Raw genomic sequence first — 20,506 nt, forward strand, 5'->3', positions numbered from 1 at the left:
TCAGGGTCACAGCACCCGGTGTTCGAGGCACGGCAGCATCGCCCGGGCGGTGCCCGTCCACTCGCGGTCCACCTCGACGACCCGTACGCCGGGGCCGGTGCCCAGGTCGGAGCGGACCACGCCGAGCGGGTCGACCAGCATGCTGCGGCCCACGCCGTACCCGTCGGACGACTCCGCCGGGTTGGGCGCCTGGCCGACGGCGGCCGTCCACATCGTGTTCTCCAGCGCCCGCGCCCTGACCAGCGTCACCCAGTGGTCCTCCTTGAGCGGCCCCGAGCCCCAGGCGGCGATCACCGCGAACAGCTCGGCGCCCCGGTCGACCAGCGCCCTGGCCAGCTCGGGGAAACGCACGTCGTAGCAGGTGATCAGGCCCACCCTGACGCCCGCCAGCTCCACCACGGCCGGCTCCGCGCCCGGCGCGACCAGGTCGGACTCCTTCGCGCCGAACGAGTCGAACAGGTGGATCTTCCGGTAGGCCGCCTTCAGCTCGCCCCGCGCGTCGATCGCCACCGCCGTGTTGTGCACCCGATCCGCGCCGGGCTCGAACACGCCCGCGATCACCGCCAGCCCGTGCTCGCGGGCCGAGTCGGCCAGCCCCGACACGAACGGCCCGTCCAGCGGCTCGGCCAGCGTGGTGATCCGCCGGCCGTACCGGGTCAGCGTGGCCTCGGGGAAGATCGCCAGGTCGGCGCCTTCGGCGGACGCGAGCGCCTCTCTGGCCCTCTTGAGGTTGGTGGAGGGATCAGGGGACACCGGGATCTGGCAGAGGGCGATTCTGGTCACGGCTCGACTGTAGCCGGTTGGGCACCATCCGAAACCAGGTCAGGCACCGCCATATCCATTCAAGCGGGCCGTACCTGAACCGGTCCAGCCACCACCGGCTGAACAGGCCCTGCACGAGCAGCGTGACCGCCGCCAGCCCCACGACCGACCACCGGCTCCGGTCGGACTCCAGCAGCGGCAGGGCCAGGATGATCACGGCGGTGCCGGAGACGTAGTTCGTCAGCGCCATCCTGCCCAGCGGCTCCAGCAGCGCCGACAACCACGGCCGCAGGATCAGCAGCAGGCCCAGCACGTACGCCGCCGCGCCCGCCAGGGCCGCCGCGCTGTAGACGGTCCAGTCGTTCGTACTGGTCCACGCCAGGGTGAGCAGCACCGAGGCCAGCGCGGAGACCGCGAACCCGGGCAGCAGCAGCGACCTCGGCGGCCGGAGCTGCCAGATCCCCATGCCGGCCAGGAACAGCCCCGGGATCAGCAGCACCCCGCCGCCCACCGCGGGATGCGCCGCCCACCCGACCCCCACCAGGCCCAGCAGCAGCACGGGCAGGCCCGGGGGCAGGAACGAGGCCGGCAGCAGCACCAGCGCCCCGTAGAAGGCGTAGTCGGTCAGCACCTCGCCCTCGTAGAACTGGTGCTGGATCACCCCGAAGCAGAACAGCCAGAACAACCTGCTCAGCAGCGCCAAGCGGCTGTTGCCCTGCAGGAACAGCAGGAAGCTGATGCCGAACAGCAACGAGAAGATCGGGTAGAACCGGCTCTGGAACAGAGCCTCGACGAACCAGTCGAGCCCGACCGGATGCGCCTTCTTGAGCTCGACGTGCTGCCACGTGTTGACCAGCATGATGCCGCCCACCGCGAACCCGCGTAGGGCGTCGAGCTCATGGATGCGCGTCTTCACAGGACCCAGGTGAACCACCATACGAGGAATCCGCCACTGATGACGGTTGCCGCGATTTGCGGCCATCTGCGGTCGTGGTAGAGCGCAGCCGCAGACAGTATGGCGGAGACCACCGCGATCGAGCTGTACGGGACCACCAGGTCGGGGAGGCCCACGGCCAGGGCCGTCTCGTTCCTGCTCGCCAGGCCGAGGACGGCCTGGGCCACCACGCCCGTGAACGCCACTCCCGCCAGCCCGCCGAAGGCGGCCGGCGCCCTGCCCCTCAGCGCGGCCGTGACGAGCTGGATCAGGGCGGCCAGCGCGTACAGGGCCAGGGGTGCGGCCAGCCAGGGCGACTGGGAGATCCGGTACGGCGCCCCAGTCACGTGCAGGCCGCCCGGCCGGAGCTCCGGGGCGGGGCACGGGGCCGGCGCGTGGCGGGCGGGGTCGCCGACGAACCCGGCGATCTCCCTGCGGGCGCAGGCGCTGGCCAGGAAGACGGCGTGGGAGAGGCCGGGGAACTGCTGGAACCGCGCGGCGGGCAGCGCCTCCGCGGCGGGCCCCGCGGTCCTCGGGGGCGTGGTCGGGTCGTACTGGCCGGCGAGCACGTAGGCGGGAGCCTTCACGGCGCTCACGCCGCCGTCGGCCGCGCCGCCGTCGGCGGTGCTGCTGTCGGCGGCGCCGCTGTCGGTCGCGGCGGCGCCGGTCTTGGGCAGCCGCCAAGCATCACACACCGCCTTATCCGCATTTACCGTGAAAAGCCGCGACGCTTGGCTGAAGGTGTTGAACGGGACCTCGTCCTGGCACTGCACCGCGTGATACAGCCCGAACTCGTGCGACGTCAGCCCCTCGCCCACCGCGTCCGCCAGCGGCCGCAGCACCTCGTCACGCCCCTCGGCCAGCGCGCCCACCATCGCCGGCATCACCGCCGCAACCTCGGCCTCGTGCAGTGTCTCCGCCAGGATCGTGGCCACGTCGTCACCGGTCATCCGCGCCGTGAACTCCCGGCCCGCCAGCGGATCCAGCACCGGCACCAGGGCCGGCGTCCGGTTGAGCCGCGCCAGCATGGCCTCGTACCGCTCCCGCACCCCCAGCAGCGCCATCGTGTCGCCCAGGTTCCGGCCGGCGTCGTCGTACCAGGCGACGCCCGCCGGCAGGTACGAGTCGAGCACCACCGACCGCACCCCCTCGGGGTCGGCCGCGGCCACCTCCGTCATGACCCTGGTCGAGTAGCTGACGCCGAACAGGTTCCAGGAGGCGTACCCGAGCTTCTGCCGTAAGGCGACCACGTCGGCCGCGATCTCCTTCGTGTTGTAACCGCGCAGGTCGACGCCCTGCTCGGCGAGCCGTTCGCGGCACCGGTTCGCGGCGGCGCCGACGTCGGCGGGCGGCTGCCGCAGCCGCCCGAGCAGCGCCTGCGCGGTCTCGGGGCAGGCCAGCGACGGCTGGGAGTACCTGCTGCCGCGCTGCTCGACGGTCACCACGTCCCGGTCGGGGAACATCTGGCTCAGGAACCCCATGAGCTGCATGGACGCCGACCCGGGACCGCCGCTCATGTACACCACGGGGTCCGGTTCGCGGTCGGCGGCGGTCGAGAGGTGCACGGCGTACCCCACCTTGATCTTCCGCTCGGGGGCGTCCCTGCGCTCGGGAACCTCCAGGAAACCGCAGCTCGTACGGGCGGGCACGGGGACGGGGCAGGGGCTCTGCGGTGCCCCGGCCGGGGTCATGACGGGAGGCGCGGACAGGGCGAGGGCGAGCACGACCCGAATGATCACGGGACGAGACTAATAGTGTGGAGCCGTGACCGAACCACTTGTCAGCAGGATGCGCACCTTCGGTACGACGATTTTCGCGGAGATGAGCGCGCTCGCCGTCCAGACCGGGTCGATCAACCTCGGCCAGGGTTTCCCCGACACCGACGGGCCGGCCGCGATGCTCGACCGCGCCGTCCAGGCCATCGGCGCGGGCGCCAACCAGTACCCGCCGGGCCCGGGCGTGCTGGAGCTGCGGCAGGCGGTCTCGGAGCACCGGGCGGCGCACTACGGGCTCGCCTACGACCCGGTGGACGAGATCATGGTCACGGTGGGCGCCACCGAGGCGGTGGCGGCGAGCGTGCTCGCCCTGTGCGAGCCGGGCGACGAGGTGATCGCCTTCGAGCCGTACTACGACTCCTACGCCGCCTCGATCGCCCTGGCCCAGGCCAGGCTGGTGGCCGTCACGCTCAGGCCGGTCGACGGCCGCTTCACCTTCGACCCCGAGGAGCTGCGCGCCGCCGTCACCCCGCGCACCCGCGCCATCCTGGTCAACTCCCCGCACAACCCCACGGGCACGGTCTTCACCCGCACCGAGCTGACCGCCATCGCCGAGCTCTGCCAGGAGCGCGGGCTGATCGCGATCACGGACGAGGTGTACGAGCACCTCACCTTCGACGGGGTCGAGCACGTGCCGATGGCCACGCTGCCCGGGATGCGGGAGCGCACGGTCATGATCTCCTCGGCGGGGAAGACGTTCTCGGTCACCGGATGGAAGACCGGCTGGGTGTGCGCGCCCGCCGGGCTGGTCACGGCGGTGCAGACGGTCAAGCAGTTCCTCACGTTCACGGCGAGCGCGCCGTGGCAGCTCGCCGTCGCGTACGGGCTGCGGCACGAGATGGAGTGGGTGGCCGCGCTCGGGGCCGGGCTCCAGGACAAGCGCGACCGGCTCATGGAGGGGCTGTCGGCGGCGGGCTTCTCGGTGCTGCGGCCCGCGGGGACGTACTTCGTGCAGACCGACATCCGCCCGCTGGGCTTCTCCGACGGGCTGGAGCTGACGCGGCGGCTGCCCGAGCTGGCCGGGGTGGTGGCCATTCCCACGCAGGTGTTCTACGACCACGCGGAGCGGGGGCGGCACTTCGTCCGGTTCGCCTTCTGCAAGAAGGACGAGGTCATCGACGAGGCGGTCACCCGGCTCAAGCGCCTGTCCTCCTGACCGACCCCGCAGCCGGCCCGCGTCACCGCTCCCTGTCACCGCTCCCTGTCACCGCTCCCTGTCACCGCTGCCTGTCATCGCTCCCTGTAGAGCACCAGGTGCTCGTGGTAGAGGACGCCGTCGCGGACGTCCCCGGTGGCGGTGAACCCGGCGTCGTCGAAGTAGTCGAGGTGGCTGCCGGTGACGGTGTACCGGCCGGTGTAGGCGCGCTCGCGGCCGTCGCGCGCCTCCTCGTAACGGCCGTTGGGCAGCAGTTCCTGCCTGATGCGCCCGTCGGCGGTGACCCACATGCCGACGTACGGGTGCGGGGCGGCGCTCGCACGCTCCGGCGCCTGCCGGGAGCCGCGGCCACCGTCGGCGCAGGCGGTCGTCGCGGTGAGCAGGCCGAGGGCGAGCAGCACTTTGCCGATCATGTTCGCTTCAACCTCCGTGGTCATGCCGTCCATGGGTGGCGGCGATGACGAGTCTGCCGAGGCCGGAGAGGCTGAGGGAGAGGTGAGAAGTTCCTAGGAGGAACGCACCCACGCTCAGGTTCAACCGAGAGTAGCCGATGGTAAACTCTCCGTTGTGGTATCGCGGTGATACCGCCTCGCACCTACCATGGGGGCATGGCGATGACCCTTCGTTTGAGTGACGAGCAGACCGAAGCCCTCCGCAAGCGCGCGGAGGCCGAAGGGCGGAGCATGCAGCAGATCGTGCTGGCAGCCGTTGACGAGTATCTCGCGCGGCACAGCGCCGACGAGGAGATCCGCCGCCTCGGGGCCAAGTCCAGGGAGCGCTGGCGCACGGTCCTCGATCGGCTCGGCGAATGACCCGCTACCTCACGCTCGAGCAGGTTCTCGAGCTGGTGGAGGCGGAGCTCGGCGACGTCCGTGTCGTCAAGGACCTCGGCCTTCTGGACTCGGCGCTGCACCGGCCTGGTTCGTCCATGTTCGGGCAGGAGGCCTACCCTGATCTGATCACCAAAGCCGCCGCCTTGCTGCAGTCGGTGGCGGTCAACCACCCGCTCATCGACGGCAACAAACGCCTGTCGTGGCTCGTGACGGACGTCTTCCTCCGGTACAACGGCGTCGAACTCGACACCGACGACGACTCCGCTTACAACCTCGTCATCGCGGTCGCCTCGGGCAAGCTCGCCGAGGTGGACGAGATCGCCGACGTCCTGCGGACCTTCACCTGAGCAGGCCGGTCAGCCCCGCCGCGTCGCCTCGTCGCCCACGCTCGCCTCGTCCAGCGGCGTCAGCGCCGCCGTGGCCTCCTCGTGCTCCATCCCCGTCGCCTGCAGCAGATCCACCACCACGGACCGCAACTGCGCGATGATCACGTGCGCCGAGAACCCCAGCCCCTCGGGCCGCTCCCGGGCCGCCACCGCCAGCAGTGCCTGCCGGGCCAGGGTCGGCTCCCGGCCGGCGCCCAGCTCCAGTTGCAGCAGCAGCGCCGCCTCCGACACCTCGCGCATCGCCTCGGCCAGCGCGGCCGGGGGCGGGCTGGCCTCACCTAGCGAGGCCAGGGTGCGCCTGCTCAGCACCCTGGCGTTACGCAGCGCCAGGTCCACCGGCACGGCCGCGGTCTCGTAGCGGGCCAGGCGGGCCCGCCGGTGCCAGTGCAGCGGCGAGATCATCGTGATCTCCTTGCTGGTCTCCAGCGCCGCCTCGAACTCCTCCACCGCCGCCTGCGTCGTGCGCGCCTCCTCCAGGGCCTCGGCCGCCAGGTCCGCGTCGCGCTTCTCGATGGCCTCCGCCGCCCGCTCCATCACCGTGGACAGCGCGTCCAGCACCCCCGACAGGTGCTTGGCCGCGAGCGTGAACGGGCTGGCGGGCAGCAACGCCACCGCCGCGATCCCGATGACGCCGCCGGTGAGCGCATCGGCCATGCGGTCGAGCCCGCCGGCCCCGTCGCCCGGCACCAGGGTGGCCACCAGTACGGCCGACGAGCCCGCCTGCGCGACGAACAGGGCTCCGCTGTTGAGCAGCACGGCCACCGTCATGGCCAGCCCCACCACCAGCGCGAGCTGCCAGGCGCCCGAGCCGATCCACGCCACCAGCAGGTCGCCGACCCCGACCCCCAGGCTGACCCCGACGACCAGCTCGACGACCCGCCGCAGCCGCTGCCCGAGGCCGACGCCCACGCAGATCAGCACGGAGATGGGGGCGAAGAACGGGCGGGGGTGTCCGAGCAGCTCGATGGCGGCGGTCCAGGCGAGGGCGGCTCCCACCGCGCACTGCGCGATCGACGGCGCCGTCAGGCCGAACGTGCCCAGCCGTTCCTTCACAAGATCGCTGAGCCTGGTTAGCACCCCTCCACCATGGCGGATCTTTATGACGGTAAGGTCACGTTTGCCCCGGCTAAGTCCTTTTCGTCAGGTGTGGGGGCGGCCTCCGGAGGGACGTCCAGGGGTGGCAGGGCGGCGACGGCCTCCTCGCGTTCGGTACCCGTCGCCTGGAGCAGGTCCACGATGATCGACCGGAGCTGGGCGATCATCACGTCCGCCGAGAACCCCCACCGCTGCGCCCCCTGCCGCGACGCCACGGACAGGATCGCCAGGCCCGCCCGCTCGGGACGCCTGCCCGTGGCCAGCTCTTCCTTCAGCAGCAGGGTCGCGTCGGCCAGCTCGCGCAGCGCCACCGGAAGCCAGGGCGGCAGCGCGCTGGAGCCGTCGAGCGCCACGATCGCCCGCCTGGCCAGCACCCTGGCGTTGCGCAGCGCGTGGTCGAGCGGCACCGCCGCCTTCTCGTACCCCTCCAGCCTGGGACGGCGGTGGCGGTGCAGCGGCGAGATGGTGGCGATCTCGCGGCTGGTCTCCAGCGCCTGCTTGAACTCCTCCACGCTCGTCTGCGTGCCCCGCGCCGCCTCCAGCGCCCGGGCGGCCAGCGCCGAGTCGGAGCGTTCGATGGCCTCGGCGATCTGCCGCAGCGCGTCGGCCAGCGCGCCGAACATCCCGGTCGCGTGCCGCGTGGCCAGCGCCGACGGGCTCGCGGGCAGCAACGCCACGGCCAGCAGCCCCATGAGGCCGCCGACCAGGGCGTCGAGCATCCGGTTCAGGCCGCCCAGGCCCGACGGGGGCAGCAGGGTGGCGACCAGCACGGCCGACGAGCCCGCCTGGAGCACGATCAGCGAGCCGCTGTCGAGCAGCACCGCCACGGCCATGGCCAGCGCCACCACCAGCGCGATCTGCCAGGCGCCCGAGCCGATCCACGAAACCAGCAGGTCGCCCACGCCGACCCCCAGGCTGACCCCGGCGACCAGCTCGACCACCCGCCGCAGCCGCTGCCCGAGCCCCACGCCGATGCACACCACCACCGCGATCGGCGCGAAGAACGGGCTGGCGTGACCGAGCAGCTCCTTGGCCACCAGCCAGGCCAGCGCGGCTCCCGCCGCGCACTGGCCGATCGAGGGCGCCATCAGCCGGAGCCTGGTCAGGCGCTGGTGCACGTGCATGTCGCCCACGCACCTACCCTGGCCTGGGAACGTGACACCCCGGTTACAGCGCGATGAGAACCACGCGCCTCACGGCGAGCCGGCCGCCCCCAGGAAAGCGTCCACCACGCGCAGGAACTCCTTGCGGGCGTCCATGTGGACCAGGTGCCCGGCCTCGATCCTGACCAGCTCGGCCCCCGGGATCCGCGCCGCCACCTCCGGCTCGAACGGGCTGAGCGTCCCCGACAACACCAGCGTCGGCGCCGTGATCCCGGCGAGCCCCTCGGCCCACGCGGGGTCGGGGTCCAGGAACTGCCGCTCGGTCTGGTGCACCATCCGCCAGTCGAACCCGGTCGAGCCGTCCTCCACGATCGGCTCGCGTCCCTTCAGCGGGTACGACGGCGGCGGGTCCTCCAGGACGAGTCGCTCGACCCGTTGCGGATGAGTGGACGCCACGAGCCAGGCGACCATCCCGCCCAGCGAGTGCCCGACCAGCCTCACCCGTTCGACACCCAGGTGGTCGAGCAGCGCGACGACGTCCGCGGCCATCGCGGGCAGCGGGTACTCGCCCGGACGGTCGCTGGCCCCGTGACCGCGCAGGTCGGGCACGAACACGTGGTGGCGGGCCGCGAAGTGCTGGGTGATGCCGTTCCAGTCGTTGTGGTCGGCCGTGCGGCCGTGGAGGAGCATCAGCGGGGGAGAGGAGGGGTCGCCTTCCTCCCGGTAGACGAGCTTGATCCCGTTGACGTGCGCTTCACGAATCACACGCCCGACCCTAAGACCCGGGCCGGGCGTGAGCGCACGTTGACATCACCGCCGGGGTTCATGGGCACACATTGACCATGAACCCCACCGGCCGGCTCGGTAGCGTGGGGACCCGCCGCCAGCAGAAAGGCCGTACGCATGCCGGACCCGATCGAAGTGCGCAAGGTGCCGATCGAGAGCGTCACCGACGCCTCCGGCCTGTCCAGGCTGATCGCCGACGGCGTGATCGAGGCGGGCCGGGTGCTGGCCGTCATCGGCAAGACCGAGGGCAACGGGGGCGTGAACGACTACACGCGCATCCTCGCCGACCGCGCCTTCCGCGAGGTCCTGGCCGAGCACGGGCACCCCGCGCCGGAGAGCGTGCCGCTGGTGTGGTCCGGCGGCACCGACGGCATCCTCAGCCCGCACGCCACCATCTTCGCCACCACGGCCGGCGCCCCCGCCTCCGAGGAGCCCCGGCTGTCGGTCGGCGTCGCGATGAGCGAGGTCATCCTCCCCGAGGACATCGGCAGGCCGGCCATGGTCGAGAAGGTCGCCGCCGGGGTCCGCGAGGCCATGAAGATCGCCGGCATCGACGACCCGCGCGACGTGCACTACGTACAGACCAAGACCCCGCTCCTCACGCTGGCCACCATCACCGACGCCAAGAGCCGCGGCCAGGACACCGCCATCGAGGAGACCGGCCCCTCGATGGACCTGTCCAACTCCACCACCGCCCTCGGCATCGCCGTCGCGCTCGGCGAGATCGAGATGCCGACCGCCGGCCAGATCCACAAGGACCTGTCGCTGTACTCCTCCGTCGCCTCGTGCTCGTCCGGGGTCGAGCTGGACCGGGCGCAGATCGTGCTGGTGGGGAACGTACGCGGGATCGGCGGCCGCTATCGCATCGGGCACAGCGTGATGAAGGACGCCCTGGACGCCGACGGGATCTGGGAGGCCATCCGCGACGCCGGCCTCCCGCTGCCCGAGCGGCCGCACCCGTCGGACCTCGGGGGGCGGCTGGTGAACGTGTTCATGAAGTGCGAGGCCGACCCGTCGGGGCGGGTGCGGGGGCGGCGCAACATCATGCTGGACGACTCCGACGTGCACTGGCATCGGCAGATCAAGGCGGCCGTGGGCGGGGTGGCCGCGTCGGTCACCGGGGATCCCGCGGTGTTCGTGTCGGTGGCTGCCGTGCACCAGGGGCCGTCCGGGGGCGGGCCGGTGGCGGCGATCGCCGACCTGGGGTGACCCTCGGAGGCGTGGGTCACGCGGCTCGTACCCTTTGGTGACGGTCTGCGTACATCTACCTATGTAGAGTACGAGACATGCAGGCCGGTTTACGGATGACCATGCCGACACTGGCGGTCCTGCGGGCCTTCCTGTCAGACCCCCTGTGCGAGCGTTACGGGCTGGAGCTGTGCGAGCTCGCGGATCTGCCCAGCGGGACGCTCTACCCGATCCTGGCGCGGCTGGAGCAGGTGGGCTGGGTGGAGAGCCGGTGGGAGGAGCCCGAGGCGCACGTGGCCGGGGGGCGGCCGCGCCGCCGCTACTACCGGGTCACCACGGACGGGGCACAGCAGGCGCGCGAGGCGATCGCCAGGGCGTACAGGGCGCGCAGGCAGCGGGTGCCGGGCTGGGTGGCGGGGCCGGCGGGAGGGCTGCCGTGAGCGGGCACCTGCAGCCGCTGCTGACGGCCGTCGGCGGCTCGCTGCCCGAGGAGCAGTTGCGGGTGGTGCGGCGTGCGTACGAGGTCGCCGACCGCTGGCACAGCGGGCAGTTCCGCCGGGACGGGAGGCCCTACATCACCCATCCGGTCGCCGTCGCCGTGATCGTGGCCGAGCTGGACCTGGACCACGAGCTGCTCTGCGCGGCGCTGCTCCACGAGGTGCTCGCGGAGACCGCCTGCCCTGAGGAGGAGCTGGCGGGCGAGTTCGGCGAGCCGATCACGGACCTGCTGCGCGGGCTTCGGCTGCTGGACTCCACCAAGCGCAGACCGCCCGAATGGCCTGTCTCGACGGACGAGCGCGTGCTCACGCTCAAGCTCGCGGACCGGCTGCACAACCAGCGCACGATCAGCGGCCTGCCCGAGGCCAGGCAGCGGGTGAACTCCCAGGAGAACCTGGACGTCGTCGCTCCCGTCGCGAGGCGGCTGGGGCTGACGGACGTCGAGGAGGAGCTGCGGCGGCTGGCCCTGGGGAACCTGTCAGGCCTCGGCGGCGCCCGGCCCTTCTTCGGGGCCATCACGGCGGGGGCGATCATGCTTCCGGCGGCGGTTCGGGGCAGGTGGCTGGAGGAGTGGCTGGGGGAGCTGCTCGCGCTGCCCGGTGGGCGGGCCCGGCTGGGGTTCACGTTCTGGCTGCTGGCAGGCATGCCGCGGCTGGCGCTGACGCTGCGCGGGCAGGGTGCCCCCGCCCGCGGGGGACGGGTGGCCGCGGCCGGCCGTGCGGCGGTCCGGTGCCTGCGGTGGCCGGCGTGAGTGGCCCAGAGCGGGCGCGAGTAGCCGGGGAGCAGGCGCGGGGGCGGTGGCGGGCGCGGGTAGTCTCGGACGCTGTGCCGAGCATCCCGCAACCCCTTGACCCGAACGACGACGGCAGCGCCGCCCCCGCCGTCGCCGCCGCGCTGGCCGCCTACCAGGACGGCACCGCAGGCCCCGCCGAGGTGCTGAACGCGCTCGGCGGCGCCCGCCTGCTGGTGCCCGTCGTCGCGCTGCTGACCGAGTCCGAGGTGGGCGAGCACGGGCTGCGGCAGGAGAAGGAGAGCGAGATGGCCCTGCCCAAGCTCGTCGGGCAGGACGGCAGGCAGGCGGTGCTCGCGTTCACCGGCACGCAGGCGCTCACCCGGTGGCGGCCCGACGCGCGCCCGATCCAGGCCACCACGCTGCAGGTCTGCCAGGCCGCCGTGCAGGAAGGGGCGGCGGCGGTCGTGGTGGACGTGGCGGGGCCGGTCCAGTTCGTGATCGAGGGGGAGGTGCTGGCGGCGCTCGCCGCGGTCGAGTCCGGCACCGTGAACGAGCTGTCGGGCGTGACGGTGGCCAGGATGGAGGCCGCGCCGCCGCGCAGGCGCCGCTGGTTCTCACGACGCCGCTGACCGCGAGGTCGCTGACCGCGAGGCCGCTGGCACAGAGGCCGCCCGCCGCCCCGGCGGGCTCTTCCCGGCCGCGTCACCGGATCTCCATGCCGGATGCGTATGGTGGCGCGAGGATCGCGGGCGGGCGCGGCTAGCGTCGGCGGGATGGTGGCACTCATGGCGCTCGCCGGCCTCGTCTGCGGAGACCGCATCAGGGCGCTGGCCGCCTCCTACTCCGCCGGCGAAGCCCTGGCCGCCGCGCGCCGGTGGCCGGCGCTGGAGCTGGTCTGCGCCGCCGTGGCCGCGCTGGCCGCGTGGCGGGCGGGGCCGCCGTACGTGTGCTTCGCCGTGATCGCCGTCGCGCTGGCCGTCATCGACTGGCGTACCAGCACGCTGCCCGACGCGATCACGCTCCCGGCGTACCCGATCGTGGCGCTGGCGCTGCTGCCGACGGGGGAGCTGCCCAGGGCGCTGGCCGGCGGGGCGGCGCTGACCGCGGTGTACGGGCTGCTGTGGTTCGTCAGGCCGGAGGCGATGGGCCTCGGCGACGTCAAGATCGCCGGGCTGATCGGCATGGCCGGCGCCGCGCTGAGCTGGCAGGCCCTGGTGGCGGCGGCGGTCTGCGGGCAGCTGCTCGGCGCGCTCTACGCCCTCTCCCTGCTGGTGACGGGGCGCGGCACCAGGGACACCCAGTTCCCCTTCGGCACCTTCATGCTGCTCGGCACGCTGCCGACACTCTGTCTCGCATCGTGACCGAGGGACATCTCACTAGGCCGTACATGGAAGACTTGTACGTATGTTGCGCTGGTTGACCGCCGGAGAGTCCCACGGGCCCGAACTCGTCGCCATCCTCGAAGGCCTGCCGGCCGGGGTAGAGGTGACCACGGCCGCCATCGACGAGGCCCTGCGCCGCCGCAGGCTCGGTTACGGGCGCGGCGCGCGGATGAAGTTCGAGCAGGACCAGGTGACGATCGCCGGCGGAGTCCGCCACGGGCGCACGATGGGCAGCCCGGTCGCGATCCGCGTGGGCAACACCGAGTGGCCCAAGTGGGAGAAGGTCATGGCGGCCGACCCGGTCGACCCCGAGGAGCTGGAGGGCCTGGCCCGCAACGCCCCGCGGTCCCGCCCCCGCCCCGGCCACGCCGACCTGGCGGGCATGCAGAAGTACGGCTTCGACGACGCCCGCAACGTGCTCGACCGGGCCAGCGCCCGCGAGACCGCCGCCCGGGTGGCGCTCGGCGAGGTCGCCAGGCGCTTCCTCAAGCAGGCGCTCGGCGTCGACATCGTCAGCCACGTGACCGAGATCGGCGGCGCCCGCACCCCGGCCGAGACCCTGCCCGGCCCCGGCGACCTGGCCAGGATCGACGACGACCCGGTCAGGTGCTCCGACCCCGAGGGCAGCGCCGCGATGGTCGCCGTGATCGACAAGGCGCACAAGGACGGCGACACGCTCGGCGGCGTCGTCGAGGTCCTCGCCTACGGCCTGCCGCCCGGCCTGGGCAGCTACACGCACTGGGACCGCAGGCTCGACTCCAGGCTGGCCGGCGCGCTCATGGGCATCCAGGCGATCAAGGGCGTCGCGGTCGGCGACGGCTTCGAGACCGCGCGCAGGCCCGGCTCCCGCGCCCACGACGAGATCGAGTACACCACCGACGACGGCGTCCGCCGCATCACCAACCGCGCGGGCGGCCTCGAAGGCGGCATGACCAACGGCGAGATCCTGCGGGTCAGCGCCGCGATGAAGCCGATCTCCACCGTCCCCAGGGCGCTGGCCACGATCGACGTCAAGACCGGCGAGGCCGCCAAGGCCCACCACGAGCGCTCCGACGTGTGCGCCGTCCCGGCGGCGGGCATCGTGGCCGAGGCCATGGTCGCGCTGGTGCTGGCCGACGCGGCGATCGAGAAGTTCGGCGGCGACTCCGTCGAGGAAGTCGCCCGCAACCTGTCCGGCTACCTCTCATCCATGGTGATCAAATGACACGCGCTGTGCTGATCGGCCCGCCCGGGTCCGGCAAGAGCACGCTCGGGCGGCTGCTCGCCGAGCGGCTCGGCGTCGCATTCCGCGACACCGACGCCGACGTCGAGGCCGTGGCGGGCAAGCCCGTCTCCGACATCTTCGTCGAGGACGGCGAGGCCCGCTTCCGCGAGCTGGAGCACGAGGCCGTACGCCGCGCGCTGGCCGAGCACGACGGCATCCTGTCCCTCGGCGGCGGCGCCGTCCTGCACGAGGAGACCCAGGCCCTGCTCGCCGGTCACCACGTCGTCTACCTCCAGGTCGGGCTGGCCGACGCGGTGCAGCGGGTCGGGCTCGCCGCGGCCAGGCCGCTGCTGGTGCTCAACCCGCGCAGCCAGCTCAAGAAGCTCATGGAGGAGCGGAGGCCCGTCTACGAGCGGCTGGCCGCGGTCACCGTGGTGACCGACAAGCGGGAGCCGGAGGAGCTCGCCGACGAGATCGTGAAGGGGCTGCCCGCATGACGGCCGCGACGAGGATCCACGTACGCGGTGACAGCGCGTACGACGTGGTGGTCGGCACCGGCGTGCTGGCCGAGCTGACCACGCTGCTCAAGCCCGGCGTGCGCACCGTCGCGGTGATCGGCCCCGAGACCCTGCCCGGGATCACCCGGCCGGTGCGCGAGGCGCTGTCCGCCGGCGGCTACGAGGTCGCCGAGCTGCCCGTGCCCGACGGCGAGGCGGCCAAGAGCGTCGAGGTGGCCGCGGGGCTCTGGTCCGAGCTGGGCCGCCACGGCGTGACCCGGTCCGACGCCGTGGTCGGCGTGGGCGGCGGCGCGACGACGGACCTGGCCGGGTTCGTGGCCGCCACGTGGCTGCGCGGCGTGCAGGTGGTGCTCGTGCCCACGACGCTGCTGGCCATGGTCGACGCGGCGGTCGGCGGCAAGAACGGCATCGACACGCCCGAGGGCAAGAACCTCGTCGGCACCTTCCTGCCGCCCGCGGGCGTGCTGTGCGAGCTGTCCACGCTGGCCGGCATGCCGAAGGCCGACTACGTCGCCGGCCTGGCCGAGATCATCAAGGGCGGCTTCATCGCCGACCCGGAGATCCTGCGGCTCATCGAGTCCGACCCGGAGGCGGCCACCCGCCCCGACGGCCCTCACACCCGCGAGCTGATCGAACGCAAGATCCAGGTCAAGGCCGACGTCGTCGGCGCCGACCTGCGCGAGGCCGGGCTGCGCGAGATCCTCAACTACGGCCACACGCTCGCCCACGCCATCGAACGCGACCGGCACTACGGCATCCGCCACGGCGAGGCCGTCGCCATCGGCATGGTCTACGCCGCCGAGCTGTCCAGGCTCTCCGGCCGCGCCGACGTCGTCGCCCGCACCCGCGCCATCCTCACCGCCGTCGGCCTGCCCACCAGCTACCGCGCCGACGCCTGGCCCCGGCTGCGCGACCACATGCGCCTGGACAAGAAGAACCGCGGCGCCAAGCAGCGGTTCGTGGTGCTCGACGACCTGGCCAGGCCGGGCCGCCTCGAAGACCCGGCAGAAGAGCTGCTCGAAGCCGCCTACAAGGAGATCTCCGCATGATCCTCGTGCTCAACGGGCCCAACCTGGGCCGGCTCGGCAAGCGTGAGCCCGGCATCTACGGGGCCGGCACGTACGAGGATCTCGTCCAGCTCTGCCACGAGACGGGCGGCAAGCTCGGCCACGACGTCGAGGTGCGCCAGACCGACTCCGAGGCCGAGCTGATCGGCTGGATCCACGAGGCGTGCGACGGCCGGATCCCGGTGGTGCTCAATCCGGCCGCATTCACGCATTACTCCTACGCCCTGCGCGACGCCATCGCCCAGCGCACCGCCCCGCTCATCGAGGTGCACATCTCCAATCCCGCGGCCAGGGAAGAGTTTCGCCATACCTCCGTCGTGGCCGGGGTGGCGTCGGGCACCATCGCCGGGTTCGGACTACAGTCGTACGTCCTTGCGCTGCACGCTATCTCGGAGATGAACACCACCTCATGAGGCACTACAAGTCCTTCGTCGCCCTCGGCGACAGCTTCACAGAAGGACTGAACGATCCCGGGCCGGACGGGCACTACCGTGGCTGGGCCGACCGGGTGGCCGAACGGCTCGCCGCCGACGACCCCTCCTTCCGCTACGCCAACCTGGCCGTGCGCGGCAAACTGCTCGACCAGATCGTGGCCGAGCAGGTGCCGCTCGCCGTGGACATGGCGCCCGACCTGATCAGCTTCTGCGCCGGCGGGAACGACCTGCTGCGGCCCGGCAGCGACCCCGACGTGATGGCCAAGAAGGTCGCCAGAGCGGTGCGGGACCTGCGTGGCTGCGGGGCGGAGGTGGTGCTGTTCACGGGGGTGGACCCCCGGGACACGCCGCTGATGCGGCGGTTGCGCGGCCGGTTCGCCGTCTTCTACCTGCATGTGCGGTCCATCGCCGACCTGTACGGGTGCCGGCTGGTCGACCAGTGGTCCATGCAGGGGCTGCGGGACTGGCGGGCGTGGAGCCCCGACCGGCTGCACATGAACGAGGACGGGCATCGGCTCGTGGCCGCCCGGGTGCTCGACGTGCTGGGGGTGCCGTTCGAGGACTGGCGCAAGGAGTGGCCGGAGCGGGGGGTGGATCCGCGGGCGCGGCGGCGGGAGGATGCCCAGTGGCTTCGCGAGCATCTGGTTCCGTGGGTGTCGCGGCGGCTCCGGGGGGTTTCCTCGGGTGATGGGCTGTCCCCGAAGCGTCCGGATCTTGCCCCCTGGTTCTGATTTCTCTTTTTGTGTTTTACGGCCGGCCTGCTTGGGCGCCACCCGCCGTACGGGGCTGAGGGCCTCCAGGGGAACGCTTCTGGACCCGCCCGTGGCCGGCCGCCGTCACGGCGTCTCCTTGACCGGGTTCCGTGGTCAACCCCTTCGCGCCGTACGCGTTGCGCCGAGCCCCGCCGCACGGCCGCTCGCCGTACCGGCGCCGTGCGGGTGCGCCGAGCGTCGCTTGCGCCGGGCGGCGTCGCACCCAGCGTGATCACAGGGAGCGCCGGCGTGGCGGGTCAGGACGGGCAGGCGCGCCGGCGGGTCACGGCGCACGGGAGGCCTGCCGTGAGGCGGGCTCTTGCTGCGCCGGGCTTCTCAGTACCGGTGCGGGGAGGGCGGGTGCGGTGGGGGCCGGCGTCACGCGTGGTGAGCGACAACCCCGGGATCAGGAGGGGTCGGAGGTGAGGCGTTTGAGGGCGGCGCGGGGGACGGCGGGGTCGGTGGTGCGCCAGAACGGGGGGAGGGAGTTCAGGAGGAAGCCGCTGTAGCGGGCCGTGGCGAGCCGGGGGTCCAGGACCGCGATGACGCCCTTGTCGTCCTGGGCGCGCAGGAGGCGGCCGGCGCCCTGGGCGAGCAGGAGGGCGGCGTGGTTGGCCGCCACCGCCATGAAGCCGTTGCCGCCCCTGGCCGCCACGTGGCGCTGCCTGGCCGAGGTGAGGGGGTCGTCGGGGCGGGGGAAGGGGACGCGGTCGATGATGACGAGCCTGAGGGACGGGCCGGGGACGTCGACGCCCTGCCAGAGCGACAGGGTGCCGAACAGGCAGGTCGGCTCGTCCTCGGCGAACTGCTTGACCAGCAGCATCGTCGAGTCGTCGCCCTGGCACAGCAGCGGCACGTCCAGGCGGTCGCGCAGCGCCTCGGTGGCGGCCTTGGCGGCGCGCATGGAGGAGAACAGGCCGAGCGTGCGGCCGCCTGCGGCCTCGATGAGCTCGGTGATCTCGTCGAGGTACTGCTGCGGGAGCCCGTCGCGGCCGGGCTGGGGCAGGTGCTTGGCGACGTACAGGATGCCGGCGCGGGGGTGGTCGAACGGGGAGCCGACGTCGATGCCCTGCCACTTGCCGTCGGCGAGCCCCCACTGCGCGGCCAGCGCGTCGAACGTGCCGCCGAGCGCCAGCGTGGCCGAGGTGAGCACCACCGTGCGCTCGCCGAACAGCTTGTCGCGCAGCATGCCGCTGACGGTGAGCGGCGCCACGCGCAGGGAGGGCGGGCGGCGGTCGGTGGCGCCGTCGAGCCAGACCACCTCGGCCCGGTCGGCCTCGGAGGCGTGCCCGTACGCGTCGAGCATGCGCACCGCCGTGTCGTGCACCTCGTCGAGCGCGGTGAACGCGGCCTTGCGCTGGCCCGCCTTGTCGGGGTCGTCCTTGTCGGCGTTGCGCGGGCCCATGGCGGTGATGCAGCGCCAGGCCGTGTCGCGGATGAGCTGCAGGGTCAGCCCGAGCACCTGCGGCAGCTCGTCGATGCGGCCGGGCGGGGCGGCGGCCAGCAGCGCCTTGAGGTCCTCGCCGGCCTCCATGAGCTGGTCGGCGACGGGCTGGTCGATCAGGCGGCCGACCCGGCGTACGGCCAGCATGACCGACGCCTCCGACAGCTCGGCGGTGACCACCGAGGTGACCCGGTCGACCAGCTCGTGGGCCTCGTCCACCACGACGACCTCGTGCTCGGGCAGCACCGGCAGGTCGCCCATGGCGTCGATGGCCAGCAGCGCGTGGTTGGTGACGACGACGTCGACCTCGCCGGCCCGTGCCCTGGCCAGCTCGGCGAAGCACTCGGCCCCGCTGGGGCAGCGGCTGGCGCCCAGGCACTCCTGTGCGCTCACGGAGAACTGCCGCCACGCCTGCTCGCTGACGCCCGGCACCAGCTCGTCGCGGTCGCCGGTCTCGGTCTCCTCGGCCCACTCCTGGATGCGCTGCACCATGCGGCCGGTCGCGCTCACCTCGCGCGGGTCGAAGAGCTGGTCCTGCTCGTCCTCCTCAGGCCAGCCCGCCGTGGCCTTGTAGCGGCACAGGTAGTTGCGGCGGCCCTTGAGTATGGCGAACGTGGGCTCGTGCGGCAGCTCCTTGGCCAGCGTCTCGGCCAGCCGGGGCAGGTCGCGGTCGACGAGCTGGCGCTGCAGCGCGATGGTGGCGGTGGAGATGACGACGGGGGAGTCGCTGCCCATGGCGTGCCGGATCGAGGGCACGAGGTAGGCCAGGGACTTGCCGGTGCCCGTGCCCGCCTGGACGGCCAGGTGCTCCTCGTCGTCGATGGCCTTCTGCACGGCACGGACCATGGTCACCTGGCCCTGCCGTTCGCTCCCGCCGAGAGCGCTGACCGCGATGCTGAGCAGTTCGTCCACTGGTGGGAGATGGGAGTCCGGCACGGCAGTAAACGCTACCTGCATTCCGGGGTCGCCGCGCCGAACGCGGTGTGATCGGCCAGACGCATCCCGGCGTTCCCGGATACACCCGGCGGGTTGCGTGGCACACTGGGCGATCGGGACTCCAACTGGTCGCGGAAGAGCCTCACAGCGTGTGACCGGAGGGAGCCCGGGTGTAGATGAGAAGGCCGGTTTCCTTGGGTTTGCCGGGGTTGAGTGGACGAATAAAGGCTGGTTAAAGCAGTATGTCTGCCATGTCGGAAGTTGTCCCGTTGCCGTCGTTCGGCGAAGTCTTCTTCGATGCACGAGGTCAGGAGCGGTGCCTCCGCGTCACGTGGCATGAGGGGACTCTCGTCCTCAGCCTGTGGCGCGGCGAGATGTGCACAGCGAGCTTCCGCATGCCGATGGAGGACGTCGGCAGGCTGCTCGACACCCTTGACGAGGGGTTCGCGGAGGCCACGGGCGAGCAGCCCGCGGTGCCCGCGCACGACCCCGGCACGGAGGTCATGCCGGGCACCGGCACCTACCACCGGCCCCAGCAGCACAGCCAGCAGCCGCCGCAGCTCGACGAGCGGCCCACCGCCGCCCTGTCGCCCAACGACGTCCTCGTGGCCAGGGGCCCGGCGCCGCAGGACAAGCTGGTGGCCTCGTACGGCGAGACCACGGCCCCCAGGGACACCACCCCGGCGTACGGGGAGCCCCGCACGCCCTTCACCGGCCCGCAGTACGTGGAGTCCACGGGTCCGCAGCCGAAGTACACCGGCGACCCGTTCAGCGGCCCGCAGTACACGTCCGACCCGCTGAGCGGCCCCCAGTACACCGCGGACCCGCTGAGCGGTCCCCACTACACGCAGCAGCCCCCGCAGGCCGAGCCCTTCACCGGCCCCCAGTACGTGGACGGCTCCGAGCCCGTCTACCAGCTGCCCGGCGCCGACCAGCGCAGGCAGTCGCCGCTCAGCACCGACCCGCTCGGCTTCCCGTCCCAGGCCGCCGAGCCGTACCAGCAGCAGCAGCCGTACCAGCAGGACCCGTACTCCTCCGACCCGTACGGGAACCGGCGCTCCGACGGCTACCAGCAGGCCCCGCCCCAGCCCCAGCCGAGCGCGGCCGGGCTGGGCACGCCCATGCACGGCATCCCGGGGGCGGGCCGCCGCCGCGCCGCGCCCCAGCAGCCGCAGCAGCCCGCCCAGGACTACGGCTCCTACCAGCAGAGCCCGCAGCAGCCCAACCCGGTGGACCCGCTGCTGGCCCTCGGCCGCCAGGAGCAGTACCCGCCGCAGGACCAGTACGGGCAGGACCAGTACGGGCAGGACCAGTACACGCAGCAGCCCGACGCCGGCATGTCCCGCCCGTACGTCGGGGACCCCATGTTCTCCACGGGCGAGCGCCTGCGCCCCGAGCAGCCCGACTACCACGAGAGAAGCGACCGCAGGGAGTGGTGACGCCCCGCCACGGCGCGGCGGGTACGCTCTCGGCTGGATGATGGGCCTGGGGCGGTCGCCTGCTCGCGACCGCCCGGGTGG

At 72.6% G+C, this 20,506-nt stretch carries 22 protein-coding genes; 14 read left to right on the forward strand and 8 right to left on the reverse strand.

Going from position 1 to position 20,506, the window contains the following annotated elements; translation table 11 throughout:
* Positions 1-6: 6 nt before the first annotated feature.
* From HD593_RS14730 to HD593_RS14740, 3 genes are read right to left on the reverse strand one after another with little or no spacing between them, the layout of a single operon-like run.
* A complete protein-coding gene (locus HD593_RS14730; RefSeq protein ID WP_185102709.1) occupies positions 7-783 on the reverse strand; it encodes a carbon-nitrogen hydrolase family protein in 777 nt (258 codons plus the stop codon).
* Positions 743-1,678, reverse strand: coding sequence for a DUF418 domain-containing protein (locus HD593_RS64315; protein WP_185102710.1), 936 nt, complete (start codon positions 1,676-1,678; stop codon positions 743-745). Before HD593_RS64315 ends, HD593_RS14730 begins: the two co-directional genes overlap by 41 nt.
* Positions 1,675-3,435 (reverse strand): alpha/beta fold hydrolase, encoded by a 1,761-nt coding sequence (locus HD593_RS14740; protein WP_185102711.1) that lies wholly within the window; start codon positions 3,433-3,435, stop codon positions 1,675-1,677. The genes HD593_RS64315 and HD593_RS14740 overlap by 4 nt, the downstream gene beginning before the upstream one ends.
* Positions 3,436-3,460: 25 nt before the next feature.
* Here HD593_RS14740 and HD593_RS14745 point away from each other — a divergent pair, with 25 nt between their 5' ends.
* A complete protein-coding gene (locus HD593_RS14745) occupies positions 3,461-4,627 on the forward strand; it encodes a pyridoxal phosphate-dependent aminotransferase (protein WP_185102712.1) in 1,167 nt (388 codons plus the stop codon).
* Between the two features lie 74 nt (positions 4,628-4,701).
* Here HD593_RS14745 and HD593_RS14750 read toward each other — a convergent pair whose 3' ends face one another.
* On the reverse strand, positions 4,702-5,040 hold the full coding sequence (locus tag HD593_RS14750) for an Atu4866 domain-containing protein (protein WP_221524763.1): 339 nt from the start codon (positions 5,038-5,040) through the stop codon (positions 4,702-4,704).
* 195 nt (positions 5,041-5,235) lie between these two features.
* Between HD593_RS14750 and HD593_RS14755 the strand changes: the two genes are divergently transcribed.
* Together HD593_RS14755 and HD593_RS14760 are read left to right on the forward strand one after the other, a co-directional pair.
* The gene (locus HD593_RS14755) at positions 5,236-5,439 is read left to right on the forward strand and encodes a FitA-like ribbon-helix-helix domain-containing protein (RefSeq protein WP_185102714.1); all 204 of its coding nucleotides are present in this window, start codon (positions 5,236-5,238) and stop codon (positions 5,437-5,439) included.
* Positions 5,436-5,807 carry a type II toxin-antitoxin system death-on-curing family toxin gene (locus HD593_RS14760; protein WP_185102715.1) on the forward strand — a complete coding sequence of 124 codons (372 nt, stop codon included), beginning with the start codon at positions 5,436-5,438 and terminating at the stop codon, positions 5,805-5,807. Before HD593_RS14755 ends, HD593_RS14760 begins: the two co-directional genes overlap by 4 nt.
* Before the next feature lie 9 nt (positions 5,808-5,816).
* On the opposite strand, the gene HD593_RS14765 is transcribed toward HD593_RS14760, so the two are convergent.
* The 3 genes from HD593_RS14765 to HD593_RS14775 all read right to left on the reverse strand — a co-directional run bounded on the left by HD593_RS14765 (position 5,817) and on the right by HD593_RS14775 (position 8,809).
* Entirely contained in the window at positions 5,817-6,923 is a 1,107-nt protein-coding gene (locus tag HD593_RS14765; protein WP_185102716.1) for an FUSC family protein, read from the reverse strand.
* A 20-nt stretch (positions 6,924-6,943) separates the two neighbouring features.
* Complete coding sequence (locus HD593_RS14770; protein ID WP_185111851.1) at positions 6,944-8,065, reverse strand: FUSC family protein; 1,122 nt, start codon at positions 8,063-8,065, stop codon at positions 6,944-6,946.
* Between the two features lie 69 nt (positions 8,066-8,134).
* Entirely contained in the window at positions 8,135-8,809 is a 675-nt protein-coding gene (locus HD593_RS14775) for an alpha/beta fold hydrolase (protein ID WP_221524764.1), read from the reverse strand.
* A gap of 138 nt (positions 8,810-8,947) precedes the next feature.
* On the opposite strand from HD593_RS14775, the gene bar reads away from it, so the two are divergent.
* From bar to HD593_RS14825, 10 genes are all read left to right on the forward strand, one after another.
* On the forward strand, positions 8,948-10,039 hold the full coding sequence (gene bar / locus HD593_RS14780; protein WP_185102717.1) for a barbiturase: 1,092 nt from the start codon (positions 8,948-8,950) through the stop codon (positions 10,037-10,039).
* Between the two features lie 77 nt (positions 10,040-10,116).
* Positions 10,117-10,458 (forward strand): PadR family transcriptional regulator, encoded by a 342-nt coding sequence (locus HD593_RS14785; RefSeq protein ID WP_246546518.1) that lies wholly within the window; start codon positions 10,117-10,119, stop codon positions 10,456-10,458.
* Positions 10,455-11,267 carry an HD domain-containing protein gene (locus HD593_RS14790; protein ID WP_185102718.1) on the forward strand — a complete coding sequence of 271 codons (813 nt, stop codon included), beginning with the start codon at positions 10,455-10,457 and terminating at the stop codon, positions 11,265-11,267. The genes HD593_RS14785 and HD593_RS14790 overlap by 4 nt, the downstream gene beginning before the upstream one ends.
* Positions 11,268-11,341: 74 nt before the next feature.
* On the forward strand, positions 11,342-11,878 hold the full coding sequence (locus tag HD593_RS14795; RefSeq protein ID WP_185102719.1) for an SseB family protein: 537 nt from the start codon (positions 11,342-11,344) through the stop codon (positions 11,876-11,878).
* A gap of 144 nt (positions 11,879-12,022) precedes the next feature.
* Complete coding sequence (locus tag HD593_RS14800; protein WP_185102720.1) at positions 12,023-12,610, forward strand: prepilin peptidase; 588 nt, start codon at positions 12,023-12,025, stop codon at positions 12,608-12,610.
* Between the two features lie 43 nt (positions 12,611-12,653).
* Positions 12,654-13,835, forward strand: coding sequence for a chorismate synthase (aroC, locus tag HD593_RS14805; protein ID WP_185102721.1), 1,182 nt, complete (start codon positions 12,654-12,656; stop codon positions 13,833-13,835).
* Positions 13,832-14,332 carry a shikimate kinase gene (locus tag HD593_RS14810; RefSeq protein WP_185102722.1) on the forward strand — a complete coding sequence of 167 codons (501 nt, stop codon included), beginning with the start codon at positions 13,832-13,834 and terminating at the stop codon, positions 14,330-14,332. The genes aroC and HD593_RS14810 overlap by 4 nt, the downstream gene beginning before the upstream one ends.
* Positions 14,329-15,402 (forward strand): 3-dehydroquinate synthase, encoded by a 1,074-nt coding sequence (gene aroB / locus HD593_RS14815; protein ID WP_185102723.1) that lies wholly within the window; start codon positions 14,329-14,331, stop codon positions 15,400-15,402. The genes HD593_RS14810 and aroB overlap by 4 nt, the downstream gene beginning before the upstream one ends.
* A complete protein-coding gene (gene aroQ, locus HD593_RS14820; RefSeq protein WP_185102724.1) occupies positions 15,399-15,833 on the forward strand; it encodes a type II 3-dehydroquinate dehydratase in 435 nt (144 codons plus the stop codon). The genes aroB and aroQ overlap by 4 nt, the downstream gene beginning before the upstream one ends.
* Entirely contained in the window at positions 15,830-16,585 is a 756-nt protein-coding gene (locus tag HD593_RS14825) for an SGNH/GDSL hydrolase family protein (RefSeq protein ID WP_185102725.1), read from the forward strand. The genes aroQ and HD593_RS14825 overlap by 4 nt, the downstream gene beginning before the upstream one ends.
* A gap of 427 nt (positions 16,586-17,012) precedes the next feature.
* Here the strand turns inward: HD593_RS14825 and HD593_RS14830 are convergent, their stop codons facing one another.
* Positions 17,013-19,007, reverse strand: a complete 1,995-nt coding sequence (locus HD593_RS14830) for an ATP-dependent DNA helicase (RefSeq protein WP_185102726.1) — start codon at positions 19,005-19,007, stop codon at positions 17,013-17,015.
* A 374-nt stretch (positions 19,008-19,381) separates the two neighbouring features.
* On the opposite strand from HD593_RS14830, the gene HD593_RS14835 reads away from it, so the two are divergent.
* A complete protein-coding gene (locus tag HD593_RS14835) occupies positions 19,382-20,425 on the forward strand; it encodes a hypothetical protein (protein WP_185102727.1) in 1,044 nt (347 codons plus the stop codon).
* Positions 20,426-20,506: the final 81 nt, after the last annotated feature.

This window comes from Nonomuraea rubra (genome assembly GCF_014207985.1).
In the GTDB taxonomy this organism is placed as follows: domain Bacteria; phylum Actinomycetota; class Actinomycetes; order Streptosporangiales; family Streptosporangiaceae; genus Nonomuraea; species Nonomuraea rubra.

Coding starts and splice junctions, on each gene's coding strand:
- HD593_RS14770 (WP_185111851.1), bottom strand. CDS start 8,065: ATGCACGTGCACCAGCGCCTGACCAGGCTCCGGCTGATGGCGCCCTCG.
- HD593_RS14825 (WP_185102725.1), top strand. CDS start 15,830: ATGAGGCACTACAAGTCCTTCGTCGCCCTCGGCGACAGCTTCACAGAA.
- HD593_RS14750 (WP_221524763.1), bottom strand. CDS start 5,040: ATGATCGGCAAAGTGCTGCTCGCCCTCGGCCTGCTCACCGCGACGACC.
- aroQ (WP_185102724.1), top strand. CDS start 15,399: ATGATCCTCGTGCTCAACGGGCCCAACCTGGGCCGGCTCGGCAAGCGT.
- bar (WP_185102717.1), top strand. CDS start 8,948: ATGCCGGACCCGATCGAAGTGCGCAAGGTGCCGATCGAGAGCGTCACC.
- HD593_RS14755 (WP_185102714.1), top strand. CDS start 5,236: ATGGCGATGACCCTTCGTTTGAGTGACGAGCAGACCGAAGCCCTCCGC.
- HD593_RS14760 (WP_185102715.1), top strand. CDS start 5,436: ATGACCCGCTACCTCACGCTCGAGCAGGTTCTCGAGCTGGTGGAGGCG.
- HD593_RS14810 (WP_185102722.1), top strand. CDS start 13,832: ATGACACGCGCTGTGCTGATCGGCCCGCCCGGGTCCGGCAAGAGCACG.
- HD593_RS14785 (WP_246546518.1), top strand. CDS start 10,117: ATGCAGGCCGGTTTACGGATGACCATGCCGACACTGGCGGTCCTGCGG.
- HD593_RS14800 (WP_185102720.1), top strand. CDS start 12,023: ATGGTGGCACTCATGGCGCTCGCCGGCCTCGTCTGCGGAGACCGCATC.
- HD593_RS14830 (WP_185102726.1), bottom strand. CDS start 19,007: ATGCAGGTAGCGTTTACTGCCGTGCCGGACTCCCATCTCCCACCAGTG.
- aroC (WP_185102721.1), top strand. CDS start 12,654: ATGTTGCGCTGGTTGACCGCCGGAGAGTCCCACGGGCCCGAACTCGTC.
- HD593_RS14835 (WP_185102727.1), top strand. CDS start 19,382: ATGCCGATGGAGGACGTCGGCAGGCTGCTCGACACCCTTGACGAGGGG.
- aroB (WP_185102723.1), top strand. CDS start 14,329: ATGACGGCCGCGACGAGGATCCACGTACGCGGTGACAGCGCGTACGAC.